Origin of the sequence: Bradyrhizobium sp. 153 (assembly GCF_023073835.1) — a bacterium.
Classification (GTDB): domain Bacteria; phylum Pseudomonadota; class Alphaproteobacteria; order Rhizobiales; family Xanthobacteraceae; genus Bradyrhizobium.
This window is the reverse complement of sequence record NZ_JADPKH010000015.1, coordinates 19,019-45,277: the sequence shown is the minus strand read 5'-3', so window position 1 is coordinate 45,277 and position 26,259 is coordinate 19,019. Positions and strand designations below refer to the sequence as shown.

The 26,259-nt window shown below is 64.9% G+C and carries 23 protein-coding genes; 3 read left to right on the top strand and 20 right to left on the bottom strand.

Annotated elements, in window-relative coordinates:
- Positions 1-81 precede the first annotated feature (81 nt).
- A complete protein-coding gene (locus tag IVA91_RS02695) occupies positions 82-1,392 on the top strand; it encodes an O-antigen ligase family protein (RefSeq protein WP_247278270.1) in 1,311 nt (436 codons plus the stop codon).
- Positions 1,389-2,414 carry a cellulase family glycosylhydrolase gene (locus IVA91_RS02690; RefSeq protein WP_247278147.1) on the top strand — a complete coding sequence of 342 codons (1,026 nt, stop codon included), beginning with the start codon at positions 1,389-1,391 and terminating at the stop codon, positions 2,412-2,414. The genes IVA91_RS02695 and IVA91_RS02690 overlap by 4 nt, the downstream gene beginning before the upstream one ends.
- A 24-nt stretch (positions 2,415-2,438) precedes the next feature.
- Here IVA91_RS02690 and IVA91_RS02685 read toward each other — a convergent pair whose 3' ends face one another.
- The 20 genes from IVA91_RS02685 to IVA91_RS02590 form a co-directional block, all read right to left on the bottom strand.
- Entirely contained in the window at positions 2,439-3,065 is a 627-nt protein-coding gene (locus tag IVA91_RS02685; protein ID WP_247278146.1) for an NAD(P)H-dependent oxidoreductase, read from the bottom strand.
- Between the two features lie 6 nt (positions 3,066-3,071).
- Positions 3,072-4,646, bottom strand: coding sequence for an isochorismatase family protein (locus IVA91_RS02680; RefSeq protein WP_247278145.1), 1,575 nt, complete (start codon positions 4,644-4,646; stop codon positions 3,072-3,074).
- A gap of 73 nt (positions 4,647-4,719) precedes the next feature.
- The gene (locus IVA91_RS02675) at positions 4,720-5,568 is read right to left on the bottom strand and encodes an MBL fold metallo-hydrolase (protein ID WP_247278144.1); all 849 of its coding nucleotides are present in this window, start codon (positions 5,566-5,568) and stop codon (positions 4,720-4,722) included.
- Between the two features lie 31 nt (positions 5,569-5,599).
- Positions 5,600-6,484 carry an amidohydrolase family protein gene (locus IVA91_RS02670; protein ID WP_247278143.1) on the bottom strand — a complete coding sequence of 295 codons (885 nt, stop codon included), beginning with the start codon at positions 6,482-6,484 and terminating at the stop codon, positions 5,600-5,602.
- The gene (locus tag IVA91_RS02665) at positions 6,481-7,602 is read right to left on the bottom strand and encodes a VWA domain-containing protein (protein WP_247278142.1); all 1,122 of its coding nucleotides are present in this window, start codon (positions 7,600-7,602) and stop codon (positions 6,481-6,483) included. Before IVA91_RS02665 ends, IVA91_RS02670 begins: the two co-directional genes overlap by 4 nt.
- Positions 7,599-8,480 carry a MoxR family ATPase gene (locus IVA91_RS02660; RefSeq protein WP_247278141.1) on the bottom strand — a complete coding sequence of 294 codons (882 nt, stop codon included), beginning with the start codon at positions 8,478-8,480 and terminating at the stop codon, positions 7,599-7,601. The genes IVA91_RS02665 and IVA91_RS02660 overlap by 4 nt, the downstream gene beginning before the upstream one ends.
- Positions 8,481-8,490: 10 nt before the next feature.
- The gene (locus tag IVA91_RS02655; RefSeq protein WP_091887626.1) at positions 8,491-9,513 is read right to left on the bottom strand and encodes a molybdopterin cofactor-binding domain-containing protein; all 1,023 of its coding nucleotides are present in this window, start codon (positions 9,511-9,513) and stop codon (positions 8,491-8,493) included.
- On the bottom strand, positions 9,514-11,106 hold the full coding sequence (locus IVA91_RS02650) for a molybdopterin cofactor-binding domain-containing protein (protein ID WP_247278140.1): 1,593 nt from the start codon (positions 11,104-11,106) through the stop codon (positions 9,514-9,516).
- A gap of 9 nt (positions 11,107-11,115) precedes the next feature.
- Entirely contained in the window at positions 11,116-11,592 is a 477-nt protein-coding gene (locus IVA91_RS02645) for a (2Fe-2S)-binding protein (protein WP_247278139.1), read from the bottom strand.
- Positions 11,593-11,604: 12 nt separating this feature from the next.
- A complete protein-coding gene (locus IVA91_RS02640; protein ID WP_247278138.1) occupies positions 11,605-12,423 on the bottom strand; it encodes an FAD binding domain-containing protein in 819 nt (272 codons plus the stop codon).
- 2 nt (positions 12,424-12,425) lie between these two features.
- Complete coding sequence (locus IVA91_RS02635) at positions 12,426-12,869, bottom strand: SRPBCC family protein (RefSeq protein WP_247278137.1); 444 nt, start codon at positions 12,867-12,869, stop codon at positions 12,426-12,428.
- 2 nt (positions 12,870-12,871) lie between these two features.
- The gene (locus tag IVA91_RS02630) at positions 12,872-13,309 is read right to left on the bottom strand and encodes an SRPBCC family protein (protein WP_128939213.1); all 438 of its coding nucleotides are present in this window, start codon (positions 13,307-13,309) and stop codon (positions 12,872-12,874) included.
- A 10-nt stretch (positions 13,310-13,319) separates the two neighbouring features.
- Complete coding sequence (locus IVA91_RS02625) at positions 13,320-16,217, bottom strand: flotillin family protein (RefSeq protein ID WP_247458327.1); 2,898 nt, start codon at positions 16,215-16,217, stop codon at positions 13,320-13,322.
- A 25-nt stretch (positions 16,218-16,242) separates the two neighbouring features.
- Positions 16,243-17,076 carry a phosphoenolpyruvate hydrolase family protein gene (locus IVA91_RS02620; protein WP_247278135.1) on the bottom strand — a complete coding sequence of 278 codons (834 nt, stop codon included), beginning with the start codon at positions 17,074-17,076 and terminating at the stop codon, positions 16,243-16,245.
- 3 nt (positions 17,077-17,079) lie between these two features.
- Positions 17,080-19,290: an ABC transporter permease gene (locus IVA91_RS02615; protein WP_247278134.1), complete on the bottom strand. Its 2,211-nt coding sequence runs from the start codon at positions 19,288-19,290 to the stop codon at positions 17,080-17,082.
- Entirely contained in the window at positions 19,283-20,065 is a 783-nt protein-coding gene (locus IVA91_RS02610; RefSeq protein WP_025035423.1) for an ABC transporter ATP-binding protein, read from the bottom strand. The genes IVA91_RS02615 and IVA91_RS02610 overlap by 8 nt, the downstream gene beginning before the upstream one ends.
- Complete coding sequence (locus IVA91_RS02605; protein WP_247278133.1) at positions 20,058-21,140, bottom strand: branched-chain amino acid ABC transporter permease; 1,083 nt, start codon at positions 21,138-21,140, stop codon at positions 20,058-20,060. Before IVA91_RS02605 ends, IVA91_RS02610 begins: the two co-directional genes overlap by 8 nt.
- Position 21,141: 1 nt before the next feature.
- Positions 21,142-22,152 carry a branched-chain amino acid ABC transporter permease gene (locus IVA91_RS02600; RefSeq protein WP_247278132.1) on the bottom strand — a complete coding sequence of 337 codons (1,011 nt, stop codon included), beginning with the start codon at positions 22,150-22,152 and terminating at the stop codon, positions 21,142-21,144.
- A gap of 483 nt (positions 22,153-22,635) precedes the next feature.
- Positions 22,636-23,463, bottom strand: a complete 828-nt coding sequence (locus tag IVA91_RS02595; protein ID WP_247278131.1) for an AraC family transcriptional regulator — start codon at positions 23,461-23,463, stop codon at positions 22,636-22,638.
- A 124-nt stretch (positions 23,464-23,587) separates the two neighbouring features.
- Positions 23,588-24,838: an ABC transporter substrate-binding protein gene (locus IVA91_RS02590; protein WP_247278130.1), complete on the bottom strand. Its 1,251-nt coding sequence runs from the start codon at positions 24,836-24,838 to the stop codon at positions 23,588-23,590.
- 265 nt (positions 24,839-25,103) lie between these two features.
- On the opposite strand from IVA91_RS02590, the gene IVA91_RS02585 reads away from it, so the two are divergent.
- Positions 25,104-26,231, top strand: a complete 1,128-nt coding sequence (locus tag IVA91_RS02585; RefSeq protein WP_247278129.1) for a mandelate racemase/muconate lactonizing enzyme family protein — start codon at positions 25,104-25,106, stop codon at positions 26,229-26,231.
- Positions 26,232-26,259: the final 28 nt, after the last annotated feature.

The window sequence follows — 26,259 nt, the reverse complement described above, 5'->3', positions numbered from 1 at the left end:
AGTTCGGCCTCCTGTGCGCTGGGAGTGGCGGAGCTCGACCGTGCTAGCAAATTATTAACCGTGCCTAGGGAAGGTCGGTTCATGGCCAGCCTGCAGACCGAGGTGGATTCCGGGACACTCGAGAGCGCGTTCTGGGAGACGCGCAGCGTTGGCGTTGAGAAGATTGCCAGAGCCGCGATCAGTTGTTCGATTACTATCAACGTGATTGCATCGATGGGCATCTTCAACGCCGCGCTCCTGCCGCCGGAGCTCACCTTTGTGCAGCAGACCGCGGCGCTTCTGATGTGGGGCGTCCTCATCTACGCAAGTGCATTCGTGCGCCCGCGCCTGCGTCTGCAGTTCAATCTCGATCTGATCGCGCTGCTCGCATTCTACACGTTCGCGGTGGCCTCCGTGTTCTGGTCGAGCCTGAGCGCGGCGGCGTTCATGAAAAGCGCGGCGCTTGCCATGACGACCTTCGGCGCGTTCTGTCTCATCACGCGCATCGAGATCGACGAGATTGTGAGGGCCACGGCCCTTGGGCTGGTGATATTGGTCGCCGCATCGGCTTTCTGTGCGCTTGCTGTCCCCGATATCGGGATAGACCAGACCTGGATGCATAGCGGTCAATGGCAGGGCGTCTATGAATCGAAGCAGACGCTCGGATTCGTCGGCGCGTATCTGATGTTTTTTGGCTGTTATCGTAAGATGAAGGGGCAGGGTTGGCCGACGTTCCTCTTCGTGTTCCTGCTGGCCTCGACCTGCGTCCTCGCGTCGGAATCGCGCGGTGCCGGCGCTGTTGCCCTGGCAGCCTGTGCGTTGCTCGTGACCTCGATGTGGTCGGTCGGCTGCATGAGGGTCTATGCGGTGCTGCCGTTCGTCATGTGTCTCCTGGCCGGAACTCTGTTTCTTTATTTTTACCTGACAGGCTATGACGCCATCCATGTCGGCGATGCGACGATCGATTTCACTGAACGAACCTTCATCTGGCACTACGCCATCAGCCATTTCGACGATGCGCCGCTGCTCGGTTTCGGGATCAACGGTTTTTGGACGGTGCCGTCGATCTACGATTATTTCGAACAAAACCACGGCTGGGTACTCGACAATTATCACAGCGGCTACATCGCGATCCTGATGGAAACCGGATTTCTGGGATACGTGCTTTTCGCAGCGAGTGTCCTTCTGTTCTCGAGCAAGATTCTCCATCTGATCTCGACCAGATCCATCGATCGTTCGCACTGTGCTCTCATCATCGGATTTGTCGTCCTGAGCTTCCAGACCAATTTCACGGAGACGACATTCCTCCGCTCGACCATGTTCACGTCGGTGTTGCTGGTGGCGTTCTTGTTCGCGACCTGCAGGCCTGTGCCACAGGCCGATTTGCAGTCCTTGCAAATGGACGCAAGATGACCGTCATGCGCGCTCGGTGGGCGGGGAGCGCCATGCTGGCAGCGACGGTGATATTCGTCGCATCGCTCTTCTCCGACGTTCGCGGAGCCGAGCGGGCCAATTCCCGCGACGTGCCGAAACTCGGGCGCGGCATCAATATTCTCGGCTACGATGGAATCTGGGAGGGCGGTCAGAACGCGCCCTTCCGCCTGGAGAATTTGACGGCAATCAAGAAGGCCGGATTTTCGCACGTCAGGATCAACTTCTTCGGCTTCAAGTTCATGGGTCCGGAGAATGTCCTGGATGAGATCGTCCTGAGGCGGCTCGACACCGTCATCGAGGAAGTCCTTGCGAGGGGCCTCATTCCTGTGCTCGACGAACACGATACCCACGTTTGTCAAAGCGACGTTGCCGGATGCACTGAGAAGCTGAAGTCGTTCTGGAGGCAGATATCCGAGCGCTATGCGGGGCAGTATCCCTCGCTCGTCTTCGAGGTCCTGAATGAACCTGGCGGGCTCATGACGTCCGCCAGCTGGAATTCACTGCTCAACGAGTGTCTCGCGATCATCCGCCGCACCAACCCCGAGCGGCCGGTCATTGCCGCCGTTCTCAACACGGATGATATTCCTGTCGACGAGCTGGCTCTGCCGGCCGAGGACAGGAAGCTCATTGTCACTTTTCACTACTACGCCCCCATACGGTTCACGCACCAGGGTGCACCATGGTCTGCAACTTTCTCGAAGATCGGTCCGCTGGCTTGGGGTACTCGGGATGACGAAGCAAAAGCCGCCGCCGATTTCAGGAAAATGAGTCTCTGGGCGGAGAGTGAGAGGCGCCCCCTTTATCTCGGGGAGTTCGGGGTGTACGAGCGTGCGCCGTCCGACAGTCGCTTGCGATACCTCTCCTTCGTGGCGAGAAACGCCGACAGGCTTGGCTGGTCATGGGCCTACTGGCAGTTCGACCATGATTTCGCGGCCTTCGACAGCGCGCGTCAGGCCTGGAAGCCGGGCATCCTGCGCGCCTTGATCCCGCCGCCGCATTGAAGCGGCGACGTGTTCGCAACGGCATCAGAAATGCGCAGCCAGGGCGCCGAGGCGCTTGAACGCCCGTTCACGGGCGGCCTCAATCGGTTGTGGGGGTCCCGTGGTCGGCCCGATCGGCACGAAACGGACATCGTTGATGCCAATGAAGCGCAGGATTTCCCGCACGTAGGGCGTTGCCATGTCGATGCGGCCGCGGTTCATGCCGGTGGAGAAATCGCTGCCGCTGGCGAGGATCACGAGCGTTGGCCGGTCCCTCAGCAGCGGAACGTATCCCTGGGACGGATCGAACCGAAAGGTAAGCCCGGGCTGGACGATGATGTCGATGAACTGCTTCAGCTTGTAGGGGATGCCGAAGTTCCACATCGGCGTCGAGATCAGCACGCGATCGGCGAGTGAAAAGCGCAGCGCGATGCGCTCGGCCTCGGTAAAACCGTCGCGTTGAGGATCGCTGAAGCGCTGGCCGTTCATGCGGGCGTATTTGGCCTCGAGGATGGGACCAGCGAACTCAGGCATCCGCTCGCGCCAGAGATCCATGAAGTCGATGTCCCAATCGGGATGGGTCTGACGAAAGCCGTCAATGAAGACCAGCGCGGCGGCACTCGATTCCGAGTCGGGGCGGGGCGAGCAGGACAGATGCAGGAGCTTCGGCACTGCGCGTCATCCCAGCGCCCTAATGACCGCCTCCGCCCTGGTCACCACCGCGACATTTTGCATGGCGAAGTTGATCGAGGCGTTGTGCCAATCCGCATTCATGGTCGAGCAGCAATCCTCGGGCACGATCATGAAGTAGCCCTTGTCGGCGCCGGTGCGCGCGGTGTGCTCGACCGACATATTGGTCCAGGCACCGGTATTGATTATCATGTCGCGGCCGGTGGCTTTCAGGATCGTCTCCAGCCGCGTGCCTTCCCACGCGCTCATGCGCATTTTCTCGACGACGAAGTCGCCCGGTCGCGGCTCGAGGCCGGACACGGGCGCCGCACCCCAGCTTCCGCGTACCATCGCCTTGCTGTCGACGAGGCCTTCGAACAGCGGCGCATTCAGCGTGACGCCGGGCGCGCCGGGTTCGACGATGAACCAGACATGGATGATGGCGACGCCGCGGGCGCGCGCGGTCTCGGCAAGACGGCGGACGTTGTCAACCACGTGCTGCTGCCGCGCATGACCGGGGGCGCCCGACTCGGCGAAGGCGCCGCCCTCCATGATGACGTCGTTCTGAAGGTCCTGGATGATCATCGCGCATCGCTGCGGATCGAGCCGCATCTCGCCCTCGGCGAGGATGGGCGAGGTTGGCGCGGAGCTTGGCGCCGTGCCGCCGCCGCTTCGCCGGCCGCTCATATAGGGCTCATGCCGCGGGCCGACCTTGGTCGGGATCGCGTACACCGAATGCGTCGCAGTCAGATACAGCATGCGGAAGTCCGGACCGCCCCAGGCGAGGTTAGCGACGAGCTCTGGCACCCGAACCTTGCCGAGCAGCTCACCGCGCGGCGAATAGACCCAGACGCCGCCGGGCGCGGTGACCCAGACATTGCCCTGCTGATCGCACTTCATGCCGTCGGGCAGACCTGGCTCGAGCTCGGAGCGGATGCCGCTCGCAAACACGCGCGCGTTCGACAGTGAACCGTCACTATCGACGTCAAAGACGCGGATCAGCGCCTGCACGGTGTCGTTGACATAGAGCAGCTTTTCGTCGGGCGAGAAGCACAGCCCGTTCGGCTGGTCGAACAGGTTGCGGTCGACGACGAGCTTCGGTTCGCCGCCGGGTACGAGGCGATAGACGCCCTGAAAGCCGAGCTGGCGTGGCCGCTCGACGCCATAGACCGGCATCCGACCATACCAGGGATCAGAGAAATAAATCGCGCCGGAAGAGTGTACGCAGACATCGTTCGGGCTGTTGAGTTCCTGGCCCTGGAAGTGTGAAGCCAGCACCTCTCGCCGCCCATCCGGCCGCTCGCGGACCAGCGACGACGTCGCGTGCTCGCAGACGATGAGGTTGAGCTCGGCATCATAGGTCATGCCGTTGCATTTGTTCGAGGGACGCTTGACCTCCACGACGCCGCGCCGCGCGTCCCAGCGCCGCCGCACGTCGCCCGGCATATCCGAGAACAGGAGGTAGTGATCGACCGGATGCCAGATCGGTCCTTCCGTGAACTCGAAGCCGGTGCCGACTTGCGCGACCGGCGCGTACGGGTCGATCAGGGTCTCGAAGTCGGAACGCAAGGTAACGTGGGTCATCGGTCGATCCTCCAGGACCATGGTCCGGAAAGTACGGCGCGGACTTCCGGCAAGATCATGCGCAGAAAGGGTCTCAGGCCGGGAACCAGTTGCGCTCGGGCAAGGACTGCACGATCGGGCCTGGGACCTGGTCGTGCAGCCGCCCGACGACATTGCCGCCTTCGATCTTGGCGGGGCGATCGTGCACGGGAAGGAGATAGCGCGAATTGCTGAGCAGCTTCTTGATCGCCGCCTTTTCCGCGCGCTTGCTGGTGCCGTGGTTGCCGGTGGTGCGCGGCTCCCAATCGTGGATCTCGTTGAAGGGCGTGACGATCTGGTCGTTGAAGTCGTAGATCACGTCGCCGCAGATGGTGGCAATGCCGTCGGCGGTGTGAACGATGATGTTCATCGATCCCTCGGTATGGGCGTTGGCGGCATCGCAATAGACGCCGGGCATCAACTCGATCGGGCCGGTGACCTCGAGATCCAGAAAGCGCAGCGCGCTCTTGGTGTGCAAGCGGTCGATCAGGTGCTTGATGTCGGGCGCTGGATATTGGGGATGCATCAGGCCGGAAACGGAATATTCGAGCTCCCTGCGGTTGAGGACGACTGTCGTGTTCATCGGAAATAGATCGTCCTTGCCGGCATGGTCGATGTGCAGATGAGTGTGGCAGACGAAGCGGACGTCGCCCATGCGCACACCATGGCGCGCAAGCTGATTCTCGATCATGTTCTCGTGGTATTGCAGCCCGCGCATGCCCAGCGTCTCCATGATCTGGTTGGAGCGATAGCCGGTATCGACCACGACCGGATATTTGCCGCCGAGGATCAGGAAGCCCAGGGTGAGAACGCGGCGCGTGCGGCCGCAGTCGCGGCCGAGCACCAGGAAGCTCGATTCCAGCTCGATATCGCCGTAGTCCAGGATCTTGATCTCCAGCGCCATTCGCGTCCCTCCTTGTATTGCTTCTTGTCTGTCAAAGCCGATAGACGCGCGTAGCGGTCGCCCGAAAGATCGCGTCCTGTTGTTCGGTGCTCAGCGGTGCGGCTGCCGCGCAAAACGCGTCGACGAGCTCGCGATAGCTGGTCCACAATTTCTCGATCGGGAAATTGGAGCCGAACAGGCAGCGCTCGGCACCGAAAATCGCAACGGTGTCGGCGAGAACGGCAGCGATGTGCGCGGGATCGTTGCGATGGATGAAGGTGCCGAGCCCGGAGAGCTTTGAGACTACGTTCGGGCAGGCCGCAAGCCGCGCCATGCCGGCGCGCCAGGCGGCGCGGCCTGCCGCCGAGAGGTCCTCCAGCATGCCGGCATGCTGGAGGATGAAAGTCACCTTTGGACAAGCGTCGGCCAGCTCCGCTGCCTCCGGCATCTGCGGCGTGAACACCTGCAGGTCGAAGCTCCAGCCATAGTCGGCGAGATGCGCGACGTTGCGGCGGATTATTGGATCTGCGCAGAGATCGGGGCGGGCTGCAAAGCGGTAGCGCGGGTTCTCGTGCCAATGCAGTTGCATGCGTACGCCGCGCACGAGCGGATAGCGCTTGAGACGATCGAGCTGGGGACGAACGTCCTCGACCGCGAAATTGGCGTAGGCGATGATCGCGTGCGGCCAGCCGTGTTCGTCGGCGGCCTGCTGCACCCAGGCGGCCTCGTCCTCGAAGCGGTCGTTGGCCCAGTTGGTCTGCACATAGACCGAGCGGGTGACGCTGGTGCCCTCGATGTCGTCGAGATATTCCTGGATCGGATAATCGCGCCGTATCGACTCGTAGGGGCCGAAGATTCGCGGCTGCATCGGACCGATCAGCCAGGGCAGGTCGGCCTGCCGCCAGATGTGATGATGGCCGTCGACAATATTGGTCACGCCGCTCTCCTTCGTCCCAACGCCAGAATGTGCGCGACGATCGACGCGCTCGAGCCGCCATCCACGAGATCATCGACGAAGCGCTCGATGGCAATGAGCGCTTCGGTCTGCGGGCGGAAGGCCGGGCTTGTGGCGAGCGGCGTCAGCCAGCTCAAGCGCCAGGACCGCCGCGATAGTTTCGCGACGGCGTCGCGAAGTGCGTCGCCTTCACCGCGCTCGAGTCCATCGGAGACGATCACCACAGCGGCGCCACGCGCATAGCCGCCGAACCGTGGCACGGCGAGGAAGGCTTGCAGCGCATCGCCAATGCGGGTGCCACCATCCCAGTCGCTGACGAGATGAGCGGCTGCGTTCAATGCCTGCTCGCGACGCTTCAGTCGTAAGGGGCGGGTGACCCGCGTCAGCCGCGTACCGAAGGTGAAGACCTCGACATTGGGTGCCGCCTGCACCAGCGCATGCGCGAGCTTCATGTTCTCCTCAGTGCGAGTCTTCATGGAGCCGGACACGTCGATCAGCAGCAATATCTTGCGTGACCGCTGCCGCCGCTTGAGGTGACCGAGCCGCAAGATCTCGCCGTCGCTGCGGACGGTGTCGCGCAAGGTGCGGCGGAGGTCGGCAAATGGTCCGCGGCGGGCGCGCATGCGCCGGTGGCCACGCCGTCGCGGCAGACGTCGCGACGCCTCGCGCGCCAGGCGGCGTAGCGCGTCCGTTGTCGAACTCACCCCAAAGCGGCGCTCGACCAGCGCCTCGCTTCGGGTCGCGGTGAGGCCGGACTCGCTCGCCTCGTCGGAGAGCAGGGGCTCCTCGTCGCCGCGCCCCTCTTCCTGGAGGCGAACCGTCTCGTCGTCCTCGCCCTCGTCATCGCGCGCAATCGTCTCGCTGCCGCGGAAGTGGAGATCGAACAGCCGGTCGAAGGTGGCACGACGATCGGGCGGCGGAGCTAGCGTCGCCAGTGCAGCTTGTCTGATATCCTCGATGCTATCAGGGCCGAGCAGCTCGATGGCCGCCAGGAACGTCGTGGTCTGCTCCGGCGCCACGGCAAAGCCATTCGCGCGCAGCAGCGGGACGAAGGCGACGAACACGCGCGCGGCGCGCGGGAGCTGCGGCTCGGTGCTCATGCGGTCGCCTCCGCGAGCATGGCGTCGAGCCGCGGCGAAATGAAATGCAGGTCTTCTTCGTCCTTCAGCGCCACGCCGATCGAGCGCTTGAACGCATCGGGCCAGCGCGCGCCGCCCTCGTGAAGGAGCGTCGCGGCCTCGGCCCAATCGACGGCCTCAGCGATGCCCGGTGCCTTGCTGAGCGGCTCGCGCCGCAGCCGTTCGACGGTCGCGACGACCGCGCGTGCCGTGGCCTCGGCGACGCTCGAGGCGCGCATCATGATGATGCGGGCTTCGCGCTCGGCGGTGGGATAGTCGATCCAGTGATAGACGCAGCGGCGGCGCAGCGCTTCGTGCAGGTCGCGTGTCCGGTTCGATGTCAGCACGACCACGGGTCGCTCCGCCGCGCGTACCGTGCCGCGCTCGGGGATCGAGATCTGGAAGTCGGAGAGGAATTCGAGCAGGAAGGCCTCGAACTCCTGATCGGCGCGATCGATTTCGTCAATCAGCAGAACGGTGGAATCGGGTGCGCGCAGCGCGGCCAGCATCGGCCGCTCGATCAGGAACGTCTCGCCATAGATGTCGATGCTCTCGTCGCCGGCCTGGCGGATCGCGAGCATCTGGCGCGGGTAGTTCCACTCATAGAGTGCGGCCGACGCGTCGATGCCCTCATAGCATTGCAGGCGGATGAGCCGGCGGCCGAGCACGGCAGCGATCGCCTTTGCAGCCTCCGTCTTGCCGACGCCGGGCGCTCCTTCCAGCAGCAGCGGCTTGCCGAGCGCGAGCCCGAGATAGGCGGCGGTGGCCAGTCCCTCGTCGGCGAGGTAATAGGCTGCGCGCAGCGCCTTCTCCAGCGCTTGTGGGCTGTCGATTCCGACGATGTTGCTGCGAACCGCCACGGCCAATCGTCTAGCGTCGCGCCTGCGGCCGTGCGCCGCCCTGGGCCTTGATCGCGCGCAGCACTTTCTCGGGCGTAATCGGGAGATCGTCGATGCGCACGCCGACCGCGTTGAAGATCGCATTCGCCACGGCCGGCAGCACCGGGTTGGCGCACATCTCGCCGGGACCCTTGGCGCCGAAGGGACCATCGGGAGCAGGGCGTTCCAGCACCGCGATATCGTGCGGGCAGATATCGCCGGGGCCGGGCATCAGATATTCGACGAAGTCGCGCGGGCCGTGAGCGGGGTCGGGATAGTAAGGCTCGGGCGTCTCGTAGAGCGCGTGGCTGACGCCCATCCAGGCGCCGCCTACGAGCTGCTGCTCGACCAGCCGCGGGTTGAGCGCGCGGCCGAGCTCATAGGCGGAGTCCATCCGGACCATCGCGACCTCACCGGTCTCGTCGTCGACCTCGACCTCGGCGACCAGGCAGGCATGGGCATAGCAGGTTGCCGGCGACATCTCTCCGGTTTCGGGGTCGACATCGGACAGCGGTACCAGGAATATTCCCCGGCCGGAGATGGTCTTGCCCTGCTTGAATTGCGCGGCGATCGCGACATCCTTGGTCGAGATCGAGCGATGCGGCGCGCCTTTGACATGGATGTTGCCGCGCCCGTCTGTCTCGAGGTCGGCGGCGTTGACCTCCAGCTCCTCGGCCGCAGCCTCCATCATCACGCCGCGGGCTTCGCGGGCTGCAGCCATCACGGCGTTACCGACGCGGTGAGTGCCGCGCGAGGCGAACGAACCCATGCAATGCGGGCCGGTGTCGGAATCCGCGGTGTCGACGTAGACGTCCTCGACCGGCACGCCCAGCGTCTCAGCGCAAATCTGCCGCGTCACCGATTTCATGCCCTGGCCGAGATCGATCGACGACAGCGCCACTGTGAACTTGCCGCTGGGATTGGAGTGAACCAGCGCCTGGCTGGGATCGCCGCCGAGGTTCATGCCGATGGGATAGTTGATCGACGCCATGCCGCGTCCGCGATGTCTGGTCATCTAGCGCCTCCTGGTCCCGAACACGGAAGAGAAGCGGGTGGCGCCGTGCGATGGTGCCGCCGGGCGGGGCGGAGGAGGCGGCGGTGTCGGCGGTGGCGGTTCGCGCGGCGGCTCTCTTGTCGCGGTCACGGGTGCGCGGTCATAGGTCGTGCGCTGCTGGGCGGGCGCGGCCGGCCGCGCGCGCACATCCGTCGGCGTCGGCGGAATCGCGGCGCGGCTGCCGCCACCATCCTTGCGCGAGGAGGCGCGCCTGAACTCGTCGCGGATCGGCCATTTGGCCTTTTCGGCGGCGACCTGAACGCATTCGATCAGCGCCGTGTTCTTGGCCTCGCGCCGATGCGCCTTCATGTCACCGTCGCGATAGGCGTTCAGAATCCGGAACTCCATTGGGTCCATGCCGACGAGGTTTGCGAGCTTGTCCATCTGGCATTCGATGGCAAAGTCCATCGCGGTGACGCCGAAGCCGCGCATGGCGGTCGCCGGCGTGCGATTGGTGAAGACGCAGTAGACGTCGCCATAAACGTTCGGGATGGTATAGGGGCCCGGCAAATGCGCGGCGCATTTCACCGCGGCGTAGCTAGAGAGCCGCGTATAGGCGCCGCTGTCGAAATAGGCACGGATCTTTCGGGCGACGATGCGGCCGTCGCGCATCACGCCGTCCTTGATGTAGATGCGCTCGGCGCCGCGCGGCGGGCCGTACTGCATCTCCTCCTCGCGACCGAACACGTAGCGCACGGGCCGTCCGGTCAGCATGGCGCCGAGGATCGCGAGCGGCTCGGTCAGGGTATCCACCTTGCCGCCAAAGCCGCCGCCGACCGTGCCACCGATGAAGTGGAAGGTGTTGGAAGGCACGTCCAAAATCTTGGCGCAGGTATCGACCGAGAAGAACAGCGCCTGGGTCGAGGTGTAGACGACGTAGCGGCCGTTGGTGTCGGGCGCGGCAATCGCGCCATTGGTCTCGGTCGGCGCGTGCTCGATCGGCGACATCTGGTAGCGCTGTTCGAGGACGTGGTCGGCGTTCGCGAGTGCCGCATCGGCATCGCCGAACCGCAGGCGCTGGTGATCGTAGACGTCGTGATAGATGAAGGCGTTCTTCGGATAGGTCTCGTTGACCACGGGCGCGCCCGGCTTGAGGGCATCCTCGACGTCGAACACGGTCGGTAGCGGCTCATAGTCGATCCGCACTTTTGCAATGGCCTCGAACGCCTCACGCTCGCTGTCGGCGACGATGGCGAGGATCGGCTCGCCCTTGTAGCGGACCTTGTCGACGGCCAGTGATGGCTCGTCGTCCTTGCCGAAATTGATCAGGCTCAGCAGCGTGTTGAGATTGACCGGCACGTCAGTGCCGCGAATGATCCGGCGCACGCCGGCTGAGCGTTCTGCGTCCGTGGTATCGATGCGGCGCAGCTTAGCATGGGCCTGAGTCGAGCGAACGACCTTCAAGTGCAGCATGCCCTGGAGCTTATGGTCGTTGAAATAGCTCGACGTCCCCGTGATGTGGCCGAGCATGTCCTGGCGCTGCGTGCCCTTGCCGATCTCCTTGAGATTGTCGTCGCGCTCGTCGGCGAAGATGTCCTTGCGTAGTTCCAGCATGATCTGACCTCAGGCGCTGGCCCGGCCGCCGGCGGCGGCGAGGATGGCATTGATGATCGGCTCGTATCCGGTGCAGCGGCAGATGTTGCCGGAGATCGCCTCGATCACGTCGGCCCGGCTCGGGGACGGATTGCGGTCGAGCAGCGCCTTCGCGGCCATCAGCATGCCCGGCGTGCAATAGCCGCATTGGGCGGCAAAATTGTCGGCAAAGGCGCGCTGGAGCGGGTGCAGGTTCGGACCCTGCTTGAGGCCGTCGAGCGTTTCGACGGAGTGGCCCGCGACGGTCTCGGCGAGCGTCAGACAGGAGAGGTGGAGTTCTCCGTCGATCAGCACGCTGCAGGTGCCGCAGCCGCCCTGGCCGCAGCCGAACTTAGGCGTCATGTCACCGACCAGCTCGCGCAAGGCGACCAGCAAGTTGGCGCCGCCATCGACGAAGATGGCGACGTCGCGGCCGTTGTGACGAAATTGCAGAGGCGTCTTGGACATGTTGGTCCTTGTCTATTCCTGACCGGACAGCAAACGGCGGAGATGGACGCCGACGATCTCGCGGCGATACCAGGCGCTGCCGAGCGCGTTGTCCGCGGGCGATGTGCCCTCGATTGCGGTAGAGGCGGCTGCATTGATGTTCGCGGTATCGAGCGTGCGTCCTTCGAGGGCACGTTCCGCGGCCTTGGCGCGGATCTGGGTCGCCGCCATCGAGCCGAGCGCAATGCGAGCACCGGCGATGCGCCCGCCGCTGACCGGCAGATGTGCGGCCAGCGTGATGACCGAGCCGCCCTTCGGCTTGATGCGGGCAACTTTGCGATAGCGAAAGGCCTCGGCGTTGGCCGGCCGGGTGCAGGAGACCGAGAGGACTAACGCACCGGATTGCCGCTCGCGCGATTGCAGGAACTCCTCGATCGCGATGTCGCGGGCGCCGAAGCCGCCTTGCAGCGCGACTGTGGCGTCGAGCGCCAGCAGCGCCACGGTGAAATCGCCGTAAGGGTTGGGCGCGAACAGATTGCCGCCGACGGTGCCCATGTTGCGCACGGCGGGCCCGCCGATCGAACGGGCGGGCGCGTGCAGGAAAGCGAGGTCCCGCTCGCCGAGAATTCTCGCGAAAGTGACGCCGGCACCGAGCGTGATGCGTGGGCCGGACGCATCGATCCGGCTCAGCGCCTGGTCACTGGCGCGAACGATGGTCGATATCGAGACGTCGCCCTCGTTCAATGCCCGCATCACCAGCGTGCCGCCGCCGAGATAGCGCGCGCTGCGGTCCGAGGATATGGCCCCGGCCGCTTCGCTGGCGCTGGCAAAGGTCTTTACGGTCACAGCCATGGTTAGGCGGCCTCCTTCAGATGGCGGCGGATCGCCTCGAATCCCGCCTGGTAGATGTCTTCCGCGACCATGTGGGTGATGCGGTCCCTATCCTCGGGCTTGGTGGTGAAGCGCGATTCCCAATTCCAGAAGGTGCGGTCGCCATCGGTCACCGGGAGCAGTCGGACATGGGCGACGTAATTGAACATCGGGATCGGGGTATCGAGCAGGCAATAGCTGAAGGTCTGTTCGAGGTCGGACAGCGCCAGCAACTGCTCGCGCAGCTCGGAGCCATCCTTGAGCTTGAAGCGCCTGATACAGCCGATCTTGTCGGAGGCCTGAGCGCGTTCGATCGAGGAGGTCGCAACCGCCGGATGCCAGCGGTCGTGGCCGTTGAAATCCCGCAGCAGGTCCCACACCGCATCGGTCGGTGCGCTCAGGATCGTGCTCTTGACGATATGCGGCACGGCTAACCTCCGAACACGCGTTTCAAGGCGTCGAAGCCGCCCTGGAACACGCCGCCGCCGATGTTGCTGACGAGCTCGGTCTCGCGCTCCGGCGCGCAGTCGAATTCGGCGGTCCATTCCACAAAGGTCTGGTCGCCGTCGGTGACGGGCGTCAGCCGCAAGGTCGCGACGTAGTTCTCGACGCCCATCGGCGATTCCAGGATCGAGTAGGTGCAGAACATGTCGTAGTCGGATAGGCCCAGGAGCTTCTCGCGAATGCGGTCGCCGTTGCGCAGGCGGAAATCCCTGACGCAGCCGATCTTGTCGGCGGGTTCGCCACCCTCGATCCGGCTTTCGGCGATGGCCGGATGCCAGTTCGGCAGGCCGTTGAAATCGCGCACCCGCGCCCAGACGCGGTCGTTGCGGGCGTTGACGACGGTGGAGACATAGACGCGGGCCATGGATCAGACCTCAGCTCTTCTTTCTCGGCCCGCGCTCGGCCGGCGGCTCGCCGCCTTCGGCCGCAGGCGGGGAGGCCGGCTTGTCGCCGCCACTCTTGCGCGCGGAATCCCTGATGCCCTGCATGTCGCGCGCCTCGCGGATCAGGCCCGGCATTTTTGCGAGACTGCCGCCCTCGACGCCGATGTCCGACAGGATCGAGTCGATCAGCGGCGCCTGAACGCGGTAGCGCAGCGCCGAATCGATCACCTCGTCGGTGGCGCTGCGGCCGCCATTGCCGTTTCCGTGGCCATTGCCGTTGAGGCCATCGACCTGGAGGATGCGGATGCCCTCGATCTTCTCCATCGGCTTGACGCTCTCGCGTACGATGCCCTCGATGCGGTCGAGCAGTTTTCTGCGGAAGAGGGAGTAGCGCGCCTGGTCGGTGAGAACGTTCTCGGCCTCGTTGAGCAATCGCTGCGCTTCCGCTTCCACGGCCGCGCGCACGCGCTCGGCCTCGGCGGCGATCCGTGTCTCCTCGGCCTGCTTCTCGGCGATGAGAATTTCTACGCCCTTGCGACGCTTGGCAATCTCGTTCTCGCGAGCGGTGATGACCCGCTCGGTGGCTTCTGTGGCGCGCATCCGCGCTTCCTCGGCTGATGCTTTGGCTGCGGATTCCTCCAGCGACTTCGTGTGGATTGCGATCGCCTTCTCCATCAGCACGGTCTCGACCTCCTTCTCGCGATTGATTTCGAGCTTGCGCAGCTCGCGTTCGCGGCCGATCCGGGCTTCGTCGAGGCCGCGGTCGGAGGAGATGCGCGCGCGCTCGACTTCCTCGCGCGCGGCAATCTCGGCTTCCTGCAAGGATTGCACCCGAGCAACCTCGAGCTGCTCGATGGCGCGACGCCGCTCGATCCGGGCGGCTTCCAGCGCCTGCTCGCGCGAGACGTCGGTGGTCTCGACCTCCTTGCGTGCGACGATCTCTGCCTGCCGGACCTGGCGATCGGCGTCGATCCGCTCGGACTTCTTGGTGGACAGCGCGATGACGCGGTCCTCGTCGGCGATCTCGATCGCCTTCTTCTGCTCGATGTTGAGCACCTCGCGCTTCTTGGAGGAATTGATCCGTTCGGCCTCGAGCGCCAGATCCACCGTGATACGCTGGCGCTCGATCGCGTCACGCCGCTTCAGCTCGGCCGCCTCCGAGACGCCGGTCCGTTCGATCTCCAGTGCGCGGGTTTCGCGCTCGGCCTGGATGCGCTCGGCCGCAACCGCCTTCTCCTGGGCGATGCGGGCCGCCTCGATCGCCTCGCGCGAGGCGATATCAGCTTCCTCGACGGCGCGGTTGCGGGCGATCTCAAGCGAGCGCACGCGCTCCTCCTGCGCGATGCGCGTGGCCTCCGTGGCTTCTCGCGCTGCGATGCCGGCGACGTCGAGTGCCTGGTTGCGCTCGATCTCGAGTTGCCGTGTGTTCTGTTCGGCGGCGATGCGCTCTGCCGCGAGCGTCCGCTCGCGGGCGATGCGGGCCGCCTCGACCGCGCGTTGAGCCTCGATCTCGGCCTCCTGGATTGTTCGCACCTGCTGGATCTCCAGCGCGCGGGTGCGCTCGTCCGAGGAGATGCGCTCGACATTGACCGTCATGGTCTGGGCGATGCGGGCCTTTTCGGTGGCTTCGCGCGCGGCAATCTCTGCCTCTTCCACGGCACGCGTGCGCTCGATCTCGCGGCGCCTCGTCTCCTCGTCGTTGGCGATGCGGGCGTCGGTCACGACGCGATCCTGCTGGATCCGCGCCTTCTCGATCGCCTCGCGCGCGGCGATCTCGGCTTCCTCGACCGTGCGCATCCGCTCGATCTCGCGTTGGCGTACCTCGCGCTCCGAAGCGATGCGGGTGGTGTCGATCGAGCGCTGGTTGGCGATCCGGGTCTTCTCGATCTCCTCGCGCGCCAGCAGTTCCTTCTCCTCGATGGTACGGGTGCGCTCGATCTCCTTCTGCCGGGTCTCCCGCTCGGAGGCGATGCGGGCCTCCGCGATCGCCTGATCATTGGCGATGCGCGCGCGCTCGATGGCCTCCCGCGCAGAAATCTGCGCCTGTTCGGCCTCGGTCTCGCGGAGCGCGCGTTCGCGGGCAACCTCGGTGCGCTGAAGGGCGCGGCGCATCTCGATGTCGCGCTCCTGCTCGAGGCGCGCGGTCTCGCTCTCGCGCTCGATCTCGAGCGCCTGCCGCTCGGCTTCCAGATTGCGCGAGCGGATCTTGATCATCGAGTCCTGCTCGATATCGTTGCGCAGCTTTCGCTTGGCCTCGATATCCTCCATCAGGCGGGTCAGGCCTTCGGCGTCGAACCGGTTCGACGGGTTGAAGAACTCCAGGTCGGTCTGATCGAGATCAGTGATCGCGACCGATTCTAGCTCGAGACCATTCTGGGCGAGGGCTTCGGATGCATTGGTCTTGAGGCGTGCGACATAGTCGCCGCGCCGCTCGTGCATTTCCTCCATGGTCATTTCGGAGGCGACCGAGCGGATCGCGGATATGAATTTGCCGGCCAGCAGCGCATGGAGCTGCTCGGGCTCCATGGTGCGGCGGCCGAGCGTCGCCGCCGCGATCGAGACCGCTTCGCGGGTCGGCTGGACCCGGACATAGAAGTCGGCCTCGATGTCGACGCGCATGCGGTCGCGGGTGATCACGGCGTCCTGCTTGGAGCGGACGATGCCCATCGGCAGCACGTTCATGTTGACCGGCGTGTAGTCGTGGATGAACGGCAGCACGAAGGCGCCGCCATCGATGACCACGCGTTCGCCGAGGAAGCCGGTCCGGACGAACGAGGTCTCCTTCGAGGAGCGGTGGTACAGCCAGTTGACGATGTAGACGCCAACCACGATCACGACGATCGCGACGATCAGCCAGAGGATCAATTCACCGACGAGAATCCCCGACATCTTTCCCTCCCTCGTACCTTCGGCGTTACCGCGCGCCGATCGCCTTGAATTGACGCACCTGCTCCGTCAGCGCCCGCTCCACGGGCAGTCGCTCCATCGAGGACGCCCCGTAGAAGCCGTGGCAATGGCGGGTGTTCTTCATGATGAAATCGGCATCGGCGGGATCCGCGATCGGGCCGCCGTGAGCCAGCACCAGAATGTCCGGATTGACACTGAGCGCAGCGGACGCCCAGATGTCGATCTGCGCGGGACAATCCTCGAGCTTCAGTGCGGTCTGCGCGCCGATGGTGCCGCCGGTGGTCAGGCCCATGTGACAAACGATGATGTCGGCGCCGGCGATCGCCATTGCGGCGGCCTCCTTCTCGCTGAACACGTAGGGCGTGGTCAGCATGTCCTTGTCGTGCGCCTTGGCGATCATGTCGATCTCCAGCGCATAGGACATGCCGGTCTCTTCGAGATTGGCGCGGAAGACGCCGTCGATCAGGCCGACGGTCGGAAAGTTCTGCACGCCGGCAAACCCGAGCGCCTTCAACTGGTCGAGAAACACGTCCATGTCGCGGAATGGATCGGTGCCGTTGACGCCCGCCAGCACCGGCGTCCTGGTGACCACGGGCAGCACTTCGTTCGCCATTTCGACGACGATGGCGTTGGCATCGCCGTAAGCCATCAGACCCGCGAGCGAGCCGCGGCCGGCCATCCGATAGCGGCCCGAATTGTAGATGACGATGAGATCAACGCCGCCGGCTTCCTCGCACTTGGCTGATAGACCGGTGCCGGCGCCGCCGCCGACTATCGGCTCACCGCGCCTTGCCATGTCGCGAAAGGTCTTCAGGAGCGCTGCGCGTTCAAACCTCGCCATCGGTCACCTCGCTACTCTTCGGCGCACCTTGGTACGGCCGAACAGGGTTCGGAACGCACTGACAATGGCGGCGGCGAACTCGGGATCGTTGATGTTCTTGGGCACGCGGATGAGCTGGCGGTTGCCGGTCTGCCGCACCGTGCGCTCCAGCGTGCGAAATAGCGCGGTGTCGGCGTCTGGATCCCAGAACGGCTGGCCCCGCGCATCGAGGGCGGACACGCCGCCCTCGGGCAGGAAAAAGCGTACAGGGCCATCCATCTGATTGAGCCGCTCAGCGATCCAGCGGCCCATGCGCTCGTTCTCTTCGGCCGTTGTCCGCATCAGCGTCACTTGCGGATTGTGGACGTGAAACTTGCGGCCGCGGTAGCGTTCGGGAATAGTCTCGGGCGCGCCAAAATTGACCATGTCGAGCGCGCCGACCGAGCCGACATAGGGAACGCGGCTGCGGATGATCGCGCCGAAGCGATCTTCGGTCGCAGGAAACACGCCGCCCATGAGCAGATCGCAGATCTCGGTCGTCGTGAGGTCGATGATTCCGGCGAGCTGGCCGGACTCGACGAGCTTCTCCATCGAGCGTCCGCCGACGCCGGTGGCATGGAACACCAGGCATTCGAAATCATCACGCAACTCGGCCGCGATCTTCTGAACGGCCGGCGTGGTGACGCCGAACATGGTAATACCGACCGCTGGCAGGCCGCCGGCCTCGCGCGCCGCTGCGGCGCGGGCATCGAGCCGCGCCTTGACCATGCCGGCGAGCGCGTTGGCGCCGTTGGCCAGCACCGCCCGCGAGATCGAGTTCAGCCCCTGCACGTCGGTGACCGAGTACATCATCGTGATGTCGGCGGGACCGACATAGGGCCCGACATCGCCCGAGGCGACGGAGGAGATGATCAGCTTGGGTACGCCGACGGGTAGCGTGCGCATCCCCGGGGCGACCAGAGACGCTGCGCCCGAGCCGCCGGCCGAGATCACTCCGACGACATTGCCCTGGCGCCGCAGCCAGTTGGCGAAGGCATCGGCCATCGCGGTCACGGCGGCGCCACGATCGGCGCCGAACACCGCTGCGCCGCCACGGCTGTGGTTCAGGGCGATCTCCTGCGCGGAGACATCGCACGACGAATGCTTGCCACTCGTGGAAACATCGACTAGCCGCGTGCGCAGGCCGCTTTCTGCGATGATGTCGCGGATGAAGCGCAGCTCAACGCCCTTGGTGTCGAGCGTGCCGACGACCAACGCCACAGGCGGGCCGGCGGCCTGCGTCGTCACCGGCTCGCGCTTGCGCCGCGTCGTCTCTTCGAGCCGGGTGACTTGCGTCGAGACCGTTCGCGCAGCAGCTTCGATGCGGGCGATCGGTACCGGTTGCGACCATCGGGTCGGGAGCGTCGGGTTGGAGATGTAGATGCGGATCGGTCCCTCGCGGCGTGGCGCCGGCGCCGGCCTGGCTTCGACACCGGGCGCGGCGACGTCGATATCCGGCTCGAGCTCGGCGTGAAGCCCGACGCCGAGCAGGCGCTGCTGGAGCTCGCGGTCGGCGGCGAGGCGGGCGGAGTCGATGATGCGGTTGATGCGGCCGTTGACCATGATCGCGACGTTGCGCGAGATCGCGGTGGCGACGCCGATATTCTGCTCGATCACGAGCACGGACATGTCGCCGTCCTCACCGAGCCGCAGCAGCATCTCCTCGACCTGCGCCACGATGACGGGCGCGAGCCCTTCGGTCGGCTCGTCCATGATCAGGAGATGCGGATTGGTGAGTAGCGCGCGAGAGATGGCGAGCATCTGCTGCTCGCCGCCGGAGAGCTGGCCGCCGCCGTGATCCTTGCGCTCGGCGAGTCGCGGGAAGGTCTCGTAGATGCGATCGACAGTCCAGGCGCCGGGCCGCAGGCCGCCGGCCAGCCGCAAATGCTCGTCGACGCTGAGCGAGCGCCAGAGCCGGCGTCCTTGCGGCACATAGCCGACGCCGAGCCGGGCGATCTGGGCCGGAGGCCGCCGCGTGATGTCGTCGCCACGAACGCGGATCGAGCCGCCGCTCACGCCTACCAGACCCATGATCGCCTTGCACAGCGTGGTCTTGCCCATGCCGTTGCGGCCGACGACGGAGAACACACCGTTCTCCAGTGTGAGATCGACGCCTTGCAGGGCGTGCGAGTGGCCATAGTAGACATCGAGGCCGCGGACCTCGAGCGCGGCCTTGCTGCGGCGGACCTCATTCATGACCGCCTCCGAGGTAGAGCTCCTGCACCTCGGGATCGGACTGGATCTCCTGCGGCAGGCCTTCCTTGAAGATGCGGCCGTTGTGCATCATCGTGACGCTCTCGACGACGCGTAAAGCGACATCCATGTCGTGCTCGATGATGATGTAGCCGATATGCGCGGGCAGCGAGGTCAGGATCTCGATCAGCTCGGCCCGTTCGGTCGGCGACAAGCCGGCGGCCGGTTCGTCGAACAGGACAAAGCGCGGGGCGCCCGCGAGCGCGAGCGCGATCTCGAGCTGGCGCTGCTGGCCATGCGCGAGCTCGGCCACGCGCTGGTCCTTCACGGCCGAAAGATGCACGGCCTGGACGAGATTGTCCGCCGCATGCATCAGGGCGTCGTTCTGTCCCGGACGCAGAAACGAGAAGCGTCCGCGCGAGACGCCGCGGCAGGCGAGATAGACGTTGTCCTGCACGGTGAGGCCGGGGAACAGCGCCGAGATCTGATAGGTCCGCCGCAATCCGCGCCGGATGCGTTCATAAGGCGGGAAGTGCGTGACGTCCTCGCCGAAGAAGCGGATGGTGCCGGAGGAGGGCGGGAAGTCGCCGGTGATGCAATTGAACAGCGTGGTCTTGCCGGCGCCGTTCGAACCGAGCACCGCGCGCCGCTCACCCGGACGCACCGTGATGGTGACGTCGGTCAGCGCCGCCAGCGCGCCGAACAGGCGCGTCACGCCGCGGAGCTCCAGCGCAGCGCCGGCGCCCACGGCGGAGAGGCGTTGAGCGACGCTATCCATCACGGCGCCCTCCGCCGGAACGGTCCGCGCCGCGGCGCTGACGCTGGCGCCATCGCTGCCATAGGCCGATGACGCCGTCCGAGGACCAGAACACGATGGCGAGGAAGCCGAGCCCGATCAGCAGGCGGAAGCGGTTGCCATCGAGGCCAAGCCTGACCAGGAAGTCGAGCGCGAAGGTGCGCAGTAGCACGAAGATCAGCGCGCCGATGAAGGGACCGATCGGGCGCGTGATGCCGCCGACAACGGCGATGATCAGCACGTCGATGCAGGCTCCGACGCTGACCGACCCCGGCGAGATCTGACGGTAGTTCCAGACCTGGAGCACGCCGGCCAGCGCGGCCACGAACGAGGCGAACGCATAGGCGGCGACGCGGTGCGCATTGACGTTGAAGCCGAGCGCAGCCATGCGCCTGGGATTGTCACGCACGCCCTGGAGGGCAAGACCGAAGGGCGCGCGTGAGAGATATTCGACTGCGAAATAGCAGAGCGCGGCGACCGCGAGCACGACGTAGTAGAAGGGAATGTCGGCGCGCCAGTTCACGCCCCAGAAGTGCGGCGTGGCCACGGTGTTGATACCGGTATGGCCGTTGAAGATCGCCCAGTTCTGGTTGGTGAAATAGTAGAAGGCCGCGCCGATCGCGAGCGTGATCATGATGGTGTAGATGCCTTCGGTGCGGACCGCGAGCGCGCCGCCGAGCGTGCCGAAAGCGGTCGCCAGCGTCAGCGCCATCGGCACCGCGAGCCACCACGGCCAGCCCAGGCTGATATTGGCATTGCCGCTGACGCCGAACACGGCGACCATATAGGCCGCGAACCCCGCGATGGTAAGCTGCATCAGGCTGACCATGCCGCCATAGCCGGCGAGGAACATCAGGCTCAGCGCCATGGTGCCGAGGATCAAGGTGGAGGCGAAGATCTCGATCAGAAAGAAGCCGTTGGCGATCAGCGGCATGATCAGGAGAATGACCGCGACGATCCAGGCGGCGGGATTGTTGACCTCCGGCCACGTCCGTGCCGGGCGCTGCGCCATTGTGGCGGGGCGTACGGCAAGCCGTGCATCGTGGGCGAGCGACATCTCAGCGCCTCGCCAATAGGCCTTGCGGCCGGATGGCCAGCACCAGCACCATGATCAGGAAGGTCACGACGATGGCGTAGGTCGGGATGTAGACCGAGCCGAGCTGTTCGGCGAGGCCGATGATCAGTGCGCCGAGTGCGGCGCCGGGGATCGAACCCATGCCGCCGACGATCACGACGACGAGGGACGCCAGCAGGAAGCGGATGTCCTCGCCGGGCGACAATGACTGGAACGTGCCGCCGACCACGCCGGCGGTGCCGGCAAGTCCCGCGCCAAAGGCGAACACCAGCACGAAGACGAGCTGGATGCGCACTCCGGTCGCAGCAAGGATATCGCGATCATCGACGCCGGCACGAATGATCATGCCGATCCGGGTGCGGTTGAGCGCGAGCCACATCGCCACGCCGATGATCACGGAAGCGGCGAAGATCACGAGCCGCACCAGCGGATATCTGAGATAGACCGGCTCGCCTGAGGATTTGATCGCCGTGATCAGCGGCAGCTCCACCGGGCCGATCAGCCAATTCGGCGTCTGGATCTGGTAAAAGTCGCCGCCGCAGGCCCACAGCATGAGGTCGGCGAATACGATCGAAAGCCCGATCGTCACCATGGTCTGCCTGAGATCCTGTCCCTCCATCCGGCGGAACACGATCAACTGGAGCAGGACGCCGACCAGGGCGGTCAGGATGAAAGCGACGATGAAGCTGAGGATCCAGGAGCCGGTCGAGGCGCTGATGGCGTAGCCGACATAACCGCCGAACAGATAGAGCGAGCCATGCGCGAGGTTGACGTTGCGCATCAGGCCGAAGATCAGCGTGAAGCCGCTGGCGACGAGGAAGTAGAGCCCTCCGAGCGTGATGCCGTTGAAGACGGCATTGAGGAAGACGCGCTTGCGGCCGATCGCCTCTTCGAGGCCCGGCGGCCAGACCGCGAAGACCAGCCAAAGCACGACGGCAATGGCAATGATCACGATCAGCGCCCAGACGGGATGGCGTTCGACAAAGCGGCTCATGGTCTCGCCCCGCTTGCGGCAGGGCAATCGCATATGGGAAGCGATTCCCTGCGGCCCATCCTTCGAGACGCCCGCTTTGGCGGGCTCCTCAGGATGAGCGCGGAGTGTGCGGCAGCAGGTTCAACGGGCCGGATGCCAATTAGCCTCGTCCTGAGGAGACCGCGGAGCGGGTGTCTCGAAGGACGAGGCGCTTGCTCAGACCACTCCAAGAGATCATATGCGATAACCCTGCCGCTTCCGGGGAGCGGTCGCGTCCAACGGGTCGCGCCAAAGGCGCGCTCGATGACGGGCTTCGGCGCGGGTGCACCCCAACCCTCTCCCCGCAAGTGGGACGAGGCGGCGTGCAAGCCGTTATCGGCTGCGAGCCCTGCCATGGGCGAACATCCTCCCTGGACTCGCAATTCTCTAGCGAGATCGCGTTGCCCACATCCTAGCCGGGCTGCGAGGAGGACGTTTGATCGTGAGTATCTTTTCGCGCAGCGGCTAGGTGCGCAAAACTTTGGCCGCGCGACGATAATCGGTCGGGGCCATCCCGACATTGGCGGCGAAGAAGCGGGTGAAGCCGCTTTGCGAGGAGAAGCCGAGATCGAAGCCGATATCGGCGATCGGCGCCTCGCTCGCCACCAGCGCTTCGAGCGCCTGTTCCATGATCAGCGTGTTGAGATAGAGATTCGGCGTGACGCCGGTCTGGACGCGGAACAGCCGGTAGAAATGCGGTCGAGACAAACCGGATTCCCGCGCGATCCTATCGAGCTCCATCTCGGCCCCGGGGCTCTCCGACATCAGCCTGATGCATTTGCGCACACGGAAGTCGGTCACGGCACCATTGGCGCGCGGATCGCGCGCGATCTCGGCCTGTTGCCAGCTTTCATCGTAGCAGATGTCGATCAGCCGCCTCAGCTCGGAATCGAGGCTGGAAAGCGATGGTGCGCCGCACACGAGCGCGGCGGTCCGCCTGATGTGCTTGTCGAGCGCAGGCGTGCGCCTGAATTGGGTGCGGCCGAAACGCAACCGGTCGGAGCCGGATGCGTCCGGCGCAAACCATTCGGCGTTGACGTAAAGCACGAAGAAGATCGCGCCGCCGTCGACATCGGCCGGCAGGAAGTTGTGCGGCTCCCACGGATTGACGGCAACGACCGAGGATTCGGTGAGATCATAATGCCCGTTGGAGACATCGATGCATGCCGGCATGCCGCCGACATGGAAGATCAGATGACCTTCACGATGGGCGTGGATATTGAAAGGGCGGTTCAACTGATAAACCGTCGCCCGGCCGAACCGGCCGTGGAAGACGGCGAGCGCGCGGCTCATGCCTTCCCCTCCCGAATGTTCTTGTCTTTTCGGCCAGCGTTCAACAACCCCGGCGAGATTGCAAGAGCGGAGAGCGACCGCGTCAGCAAGTCGCTCTCCGCCAGCGCGGTGCAGGCGTGATGCGTCAGTACTTCTTACATTCCGGTACTGTGCGGCTCGGCAGCCCGATCTTCGAGAACACGGCCGGATCATAGCCGAGCGTCTGGTTCACGTTCGGGATCACCTTCACGACCTTGCTGAACAGCGCGCCCTTGCCGTCGTCGACGACTTCGGTGACGAAGTTGGTGCCGATCGCCTGGCGATTGGAGTCGAGCTTGATCTTGCCGTTCGGCGCGTCGAGCTCGATCTTCGCCAGTGCTTCCTTGAACTTCGCCTGGTTGTTGGAGAGGTCGCCATTGACTTGGCGCAGCGCAAGGATCAGCGCCATGGTTGAATCATAATAGTTGGTCGCGAGCAGCGACGGGCTCGGGAAGCGCTTGTTGGGCGGGAAGGCGTCCTGATAGGCCTTCACGAACTTCTGCCAGCCCGGATCCTCCCAGGTATCGGCTTGGCCGCTCGCCGCAATGGTGCCGATCAGCGCGTTCTTGGCGTTGCCCTTCGACGACAGGATGGTCTGGTCGATCATGATGGAACCGCCCATCAGGTGCGCCTTGCCGCCGGCCTGCTGATACTGGTTGAGAAAGTTGACGGCATCCGCGCCGCCGAGCCCGAGATAGATGGCGTCGACGTCGTCGGGCAGGGCGGCGATGACCGAGGCGAAATCCTTCGTTCCGAGCGGCACCCATTGCCGGTTGGTGACCTGTCCGCCGGCACCGCAGAACTCGAGCACAAGGCCGAACACCTGGGTGTAGATGAAGGAGTAATCCTCGCCGACGGTCGCGATCTTGCGATACTTCTTTTCGTCATAGGCGTATTTGCCGAGGCCGACTTGCCACTGTGCGCCGTCCATGTTGTACCGGAAGAAGTTCGGGGCCGGATCGACATAAGTCGTTTCCTGGGCGCCGGAGGCCGCATTGATGAAGGTCAGCTCGGGATGAGTTTTTGCAAAATTCTTTACCGCGATGCCCTCGTCGCCAGAGAGCGGTGAGAGCAGGATCTGCACCTTGTCCTGTTCGATCAGCTTGCGCACCGCGCGCACGGCGGAGTCGGGCGTTGCGTCGGTCGAGGCGACGATGAATTCGAGTTCCTTGTCGCCGACCTTCTTGCCGAGCACGTTGAGGGCCGTCTGGTGGCCGCGCATGCCGTCCTCGCCGAGCACCGTGTAGGTGCCTTCGAGCGTCGCAGTCACGCCCACCTTGATCTTCTCCTGAGCGATCGCGGCGCCTGAAAGAAACAGGCTGCTCAGCGCCAGCAGTCCCACACTGCATTTCGACATTGTGCTCCTCCCTGTACCGTCGATTTGTCGCCGTGCCAACCGGCGCGGCGCCCGCAGCTCGAAAGGCTGGCGGATTTGACGGGAAGGCTAGCCGAAGTCGCATGCGGTGCATGCGCGGGCGCCTCGTTCCGCTTGACGGGCAGTCTCATTTTGGATGTTGCGGCGCAAATGGTTTCGCGGTGCAGCACGTGGCGGGTGACTTCGCGCGCGCCTGTTGAGATAGTGGCGCCCGCCGCTTTTCGATCTCGACCGCAGGATCTGCAACATGACGACTGACAGCTTCACCATCCGCGCGATCGAGGCGTTCTGCTATCGCTATCCGCTGGCAACGCCGGTGGTGACGTCGTTCGGCAAGATGCTCGACCGTCCCGCCGTCTTCGTTCGCGCTGTCGACGAGGACGGCGTCGAGGGATGGGGCGAAGCCTGGTGCAACTTTCCGGCTCCAGGCGCGGAGCATCGCGCCCGGCTCGTCAACGAGGTGCTCGCCCCCGGCCTCGTCGGACGCAAATTCGAGGGTCCTGCCCAGGCCTTCGAGCCGCTGACCAAAAGCACCGAAGTTCTGGCGCTTCAATGCGGTGAACCTGGTCCGTTCGCGCAGGCGATTGCGGGCATCGATCTCGCGCTGTGGGATCTCTCCGCGCGCCGCCAGCGCCTGCCGTTGTGGCGGCTGCTCGGCGGTCAGTCGCGCAAGATCAAGGTCTATGCCAGCGGCATCAATCCCGGCGGTGCGGCGCAGACGGCGGAGGCCGCGCTCGAGCGCGGCCATCGCGCGCTGAAGCTGAAGGTCGGGTTCGGCGCCGAGACCGACCTCGCCAATTTGGCGGCGCTGCGCCGGATCGTCGGCCCCGGTATGCTTGCTACCGATGCCAATCAGGGCTGGTCAGTCACGCAGGCGATGGAGATGCTGCCGCGGCTGGCCCAGTTCGATCTGCGCTGGTTGGAAGAGCCGATCCGCGCCGATCGGCCGCGCGAGGAATGGCGCAGGCTGCACGCCGCAGCGAAGATGCCGATTGCCGCCGGCGAAAACATTTCGAGCGCCGAGGGTTTCAGGGAAGTTCTGGCCGAAGAGGTGCTCGGCGTGGTTCAGCCCGATATTGCGAAATGGGGCGGGCTGAGTGTCTGCGCTCCACTGGCTCGCGACATTCTGAAGGCGGGCAAGACGTTTTGCCCGCACTATCTAGGCGGAGGTCTTGGCTTGCTTGCATCCGCGCACCTGCTCGCCGGTATCGGAGGCAATGGCTGGCTGGAAGTCGACGCGAACGACAATCCCTTGCGCGATCTGTTTTGCGGCCCGGTCCTCAACGTGAGGGAAGGCACGATTGAATTGGACGAAGAGCCGGGCCTCGGAGTAGCGCCTGATCTGGCATCTATCGAGCGTCATCGCACCATTTAGATCAGAGATTCGTCGGCTTCCGACCAAC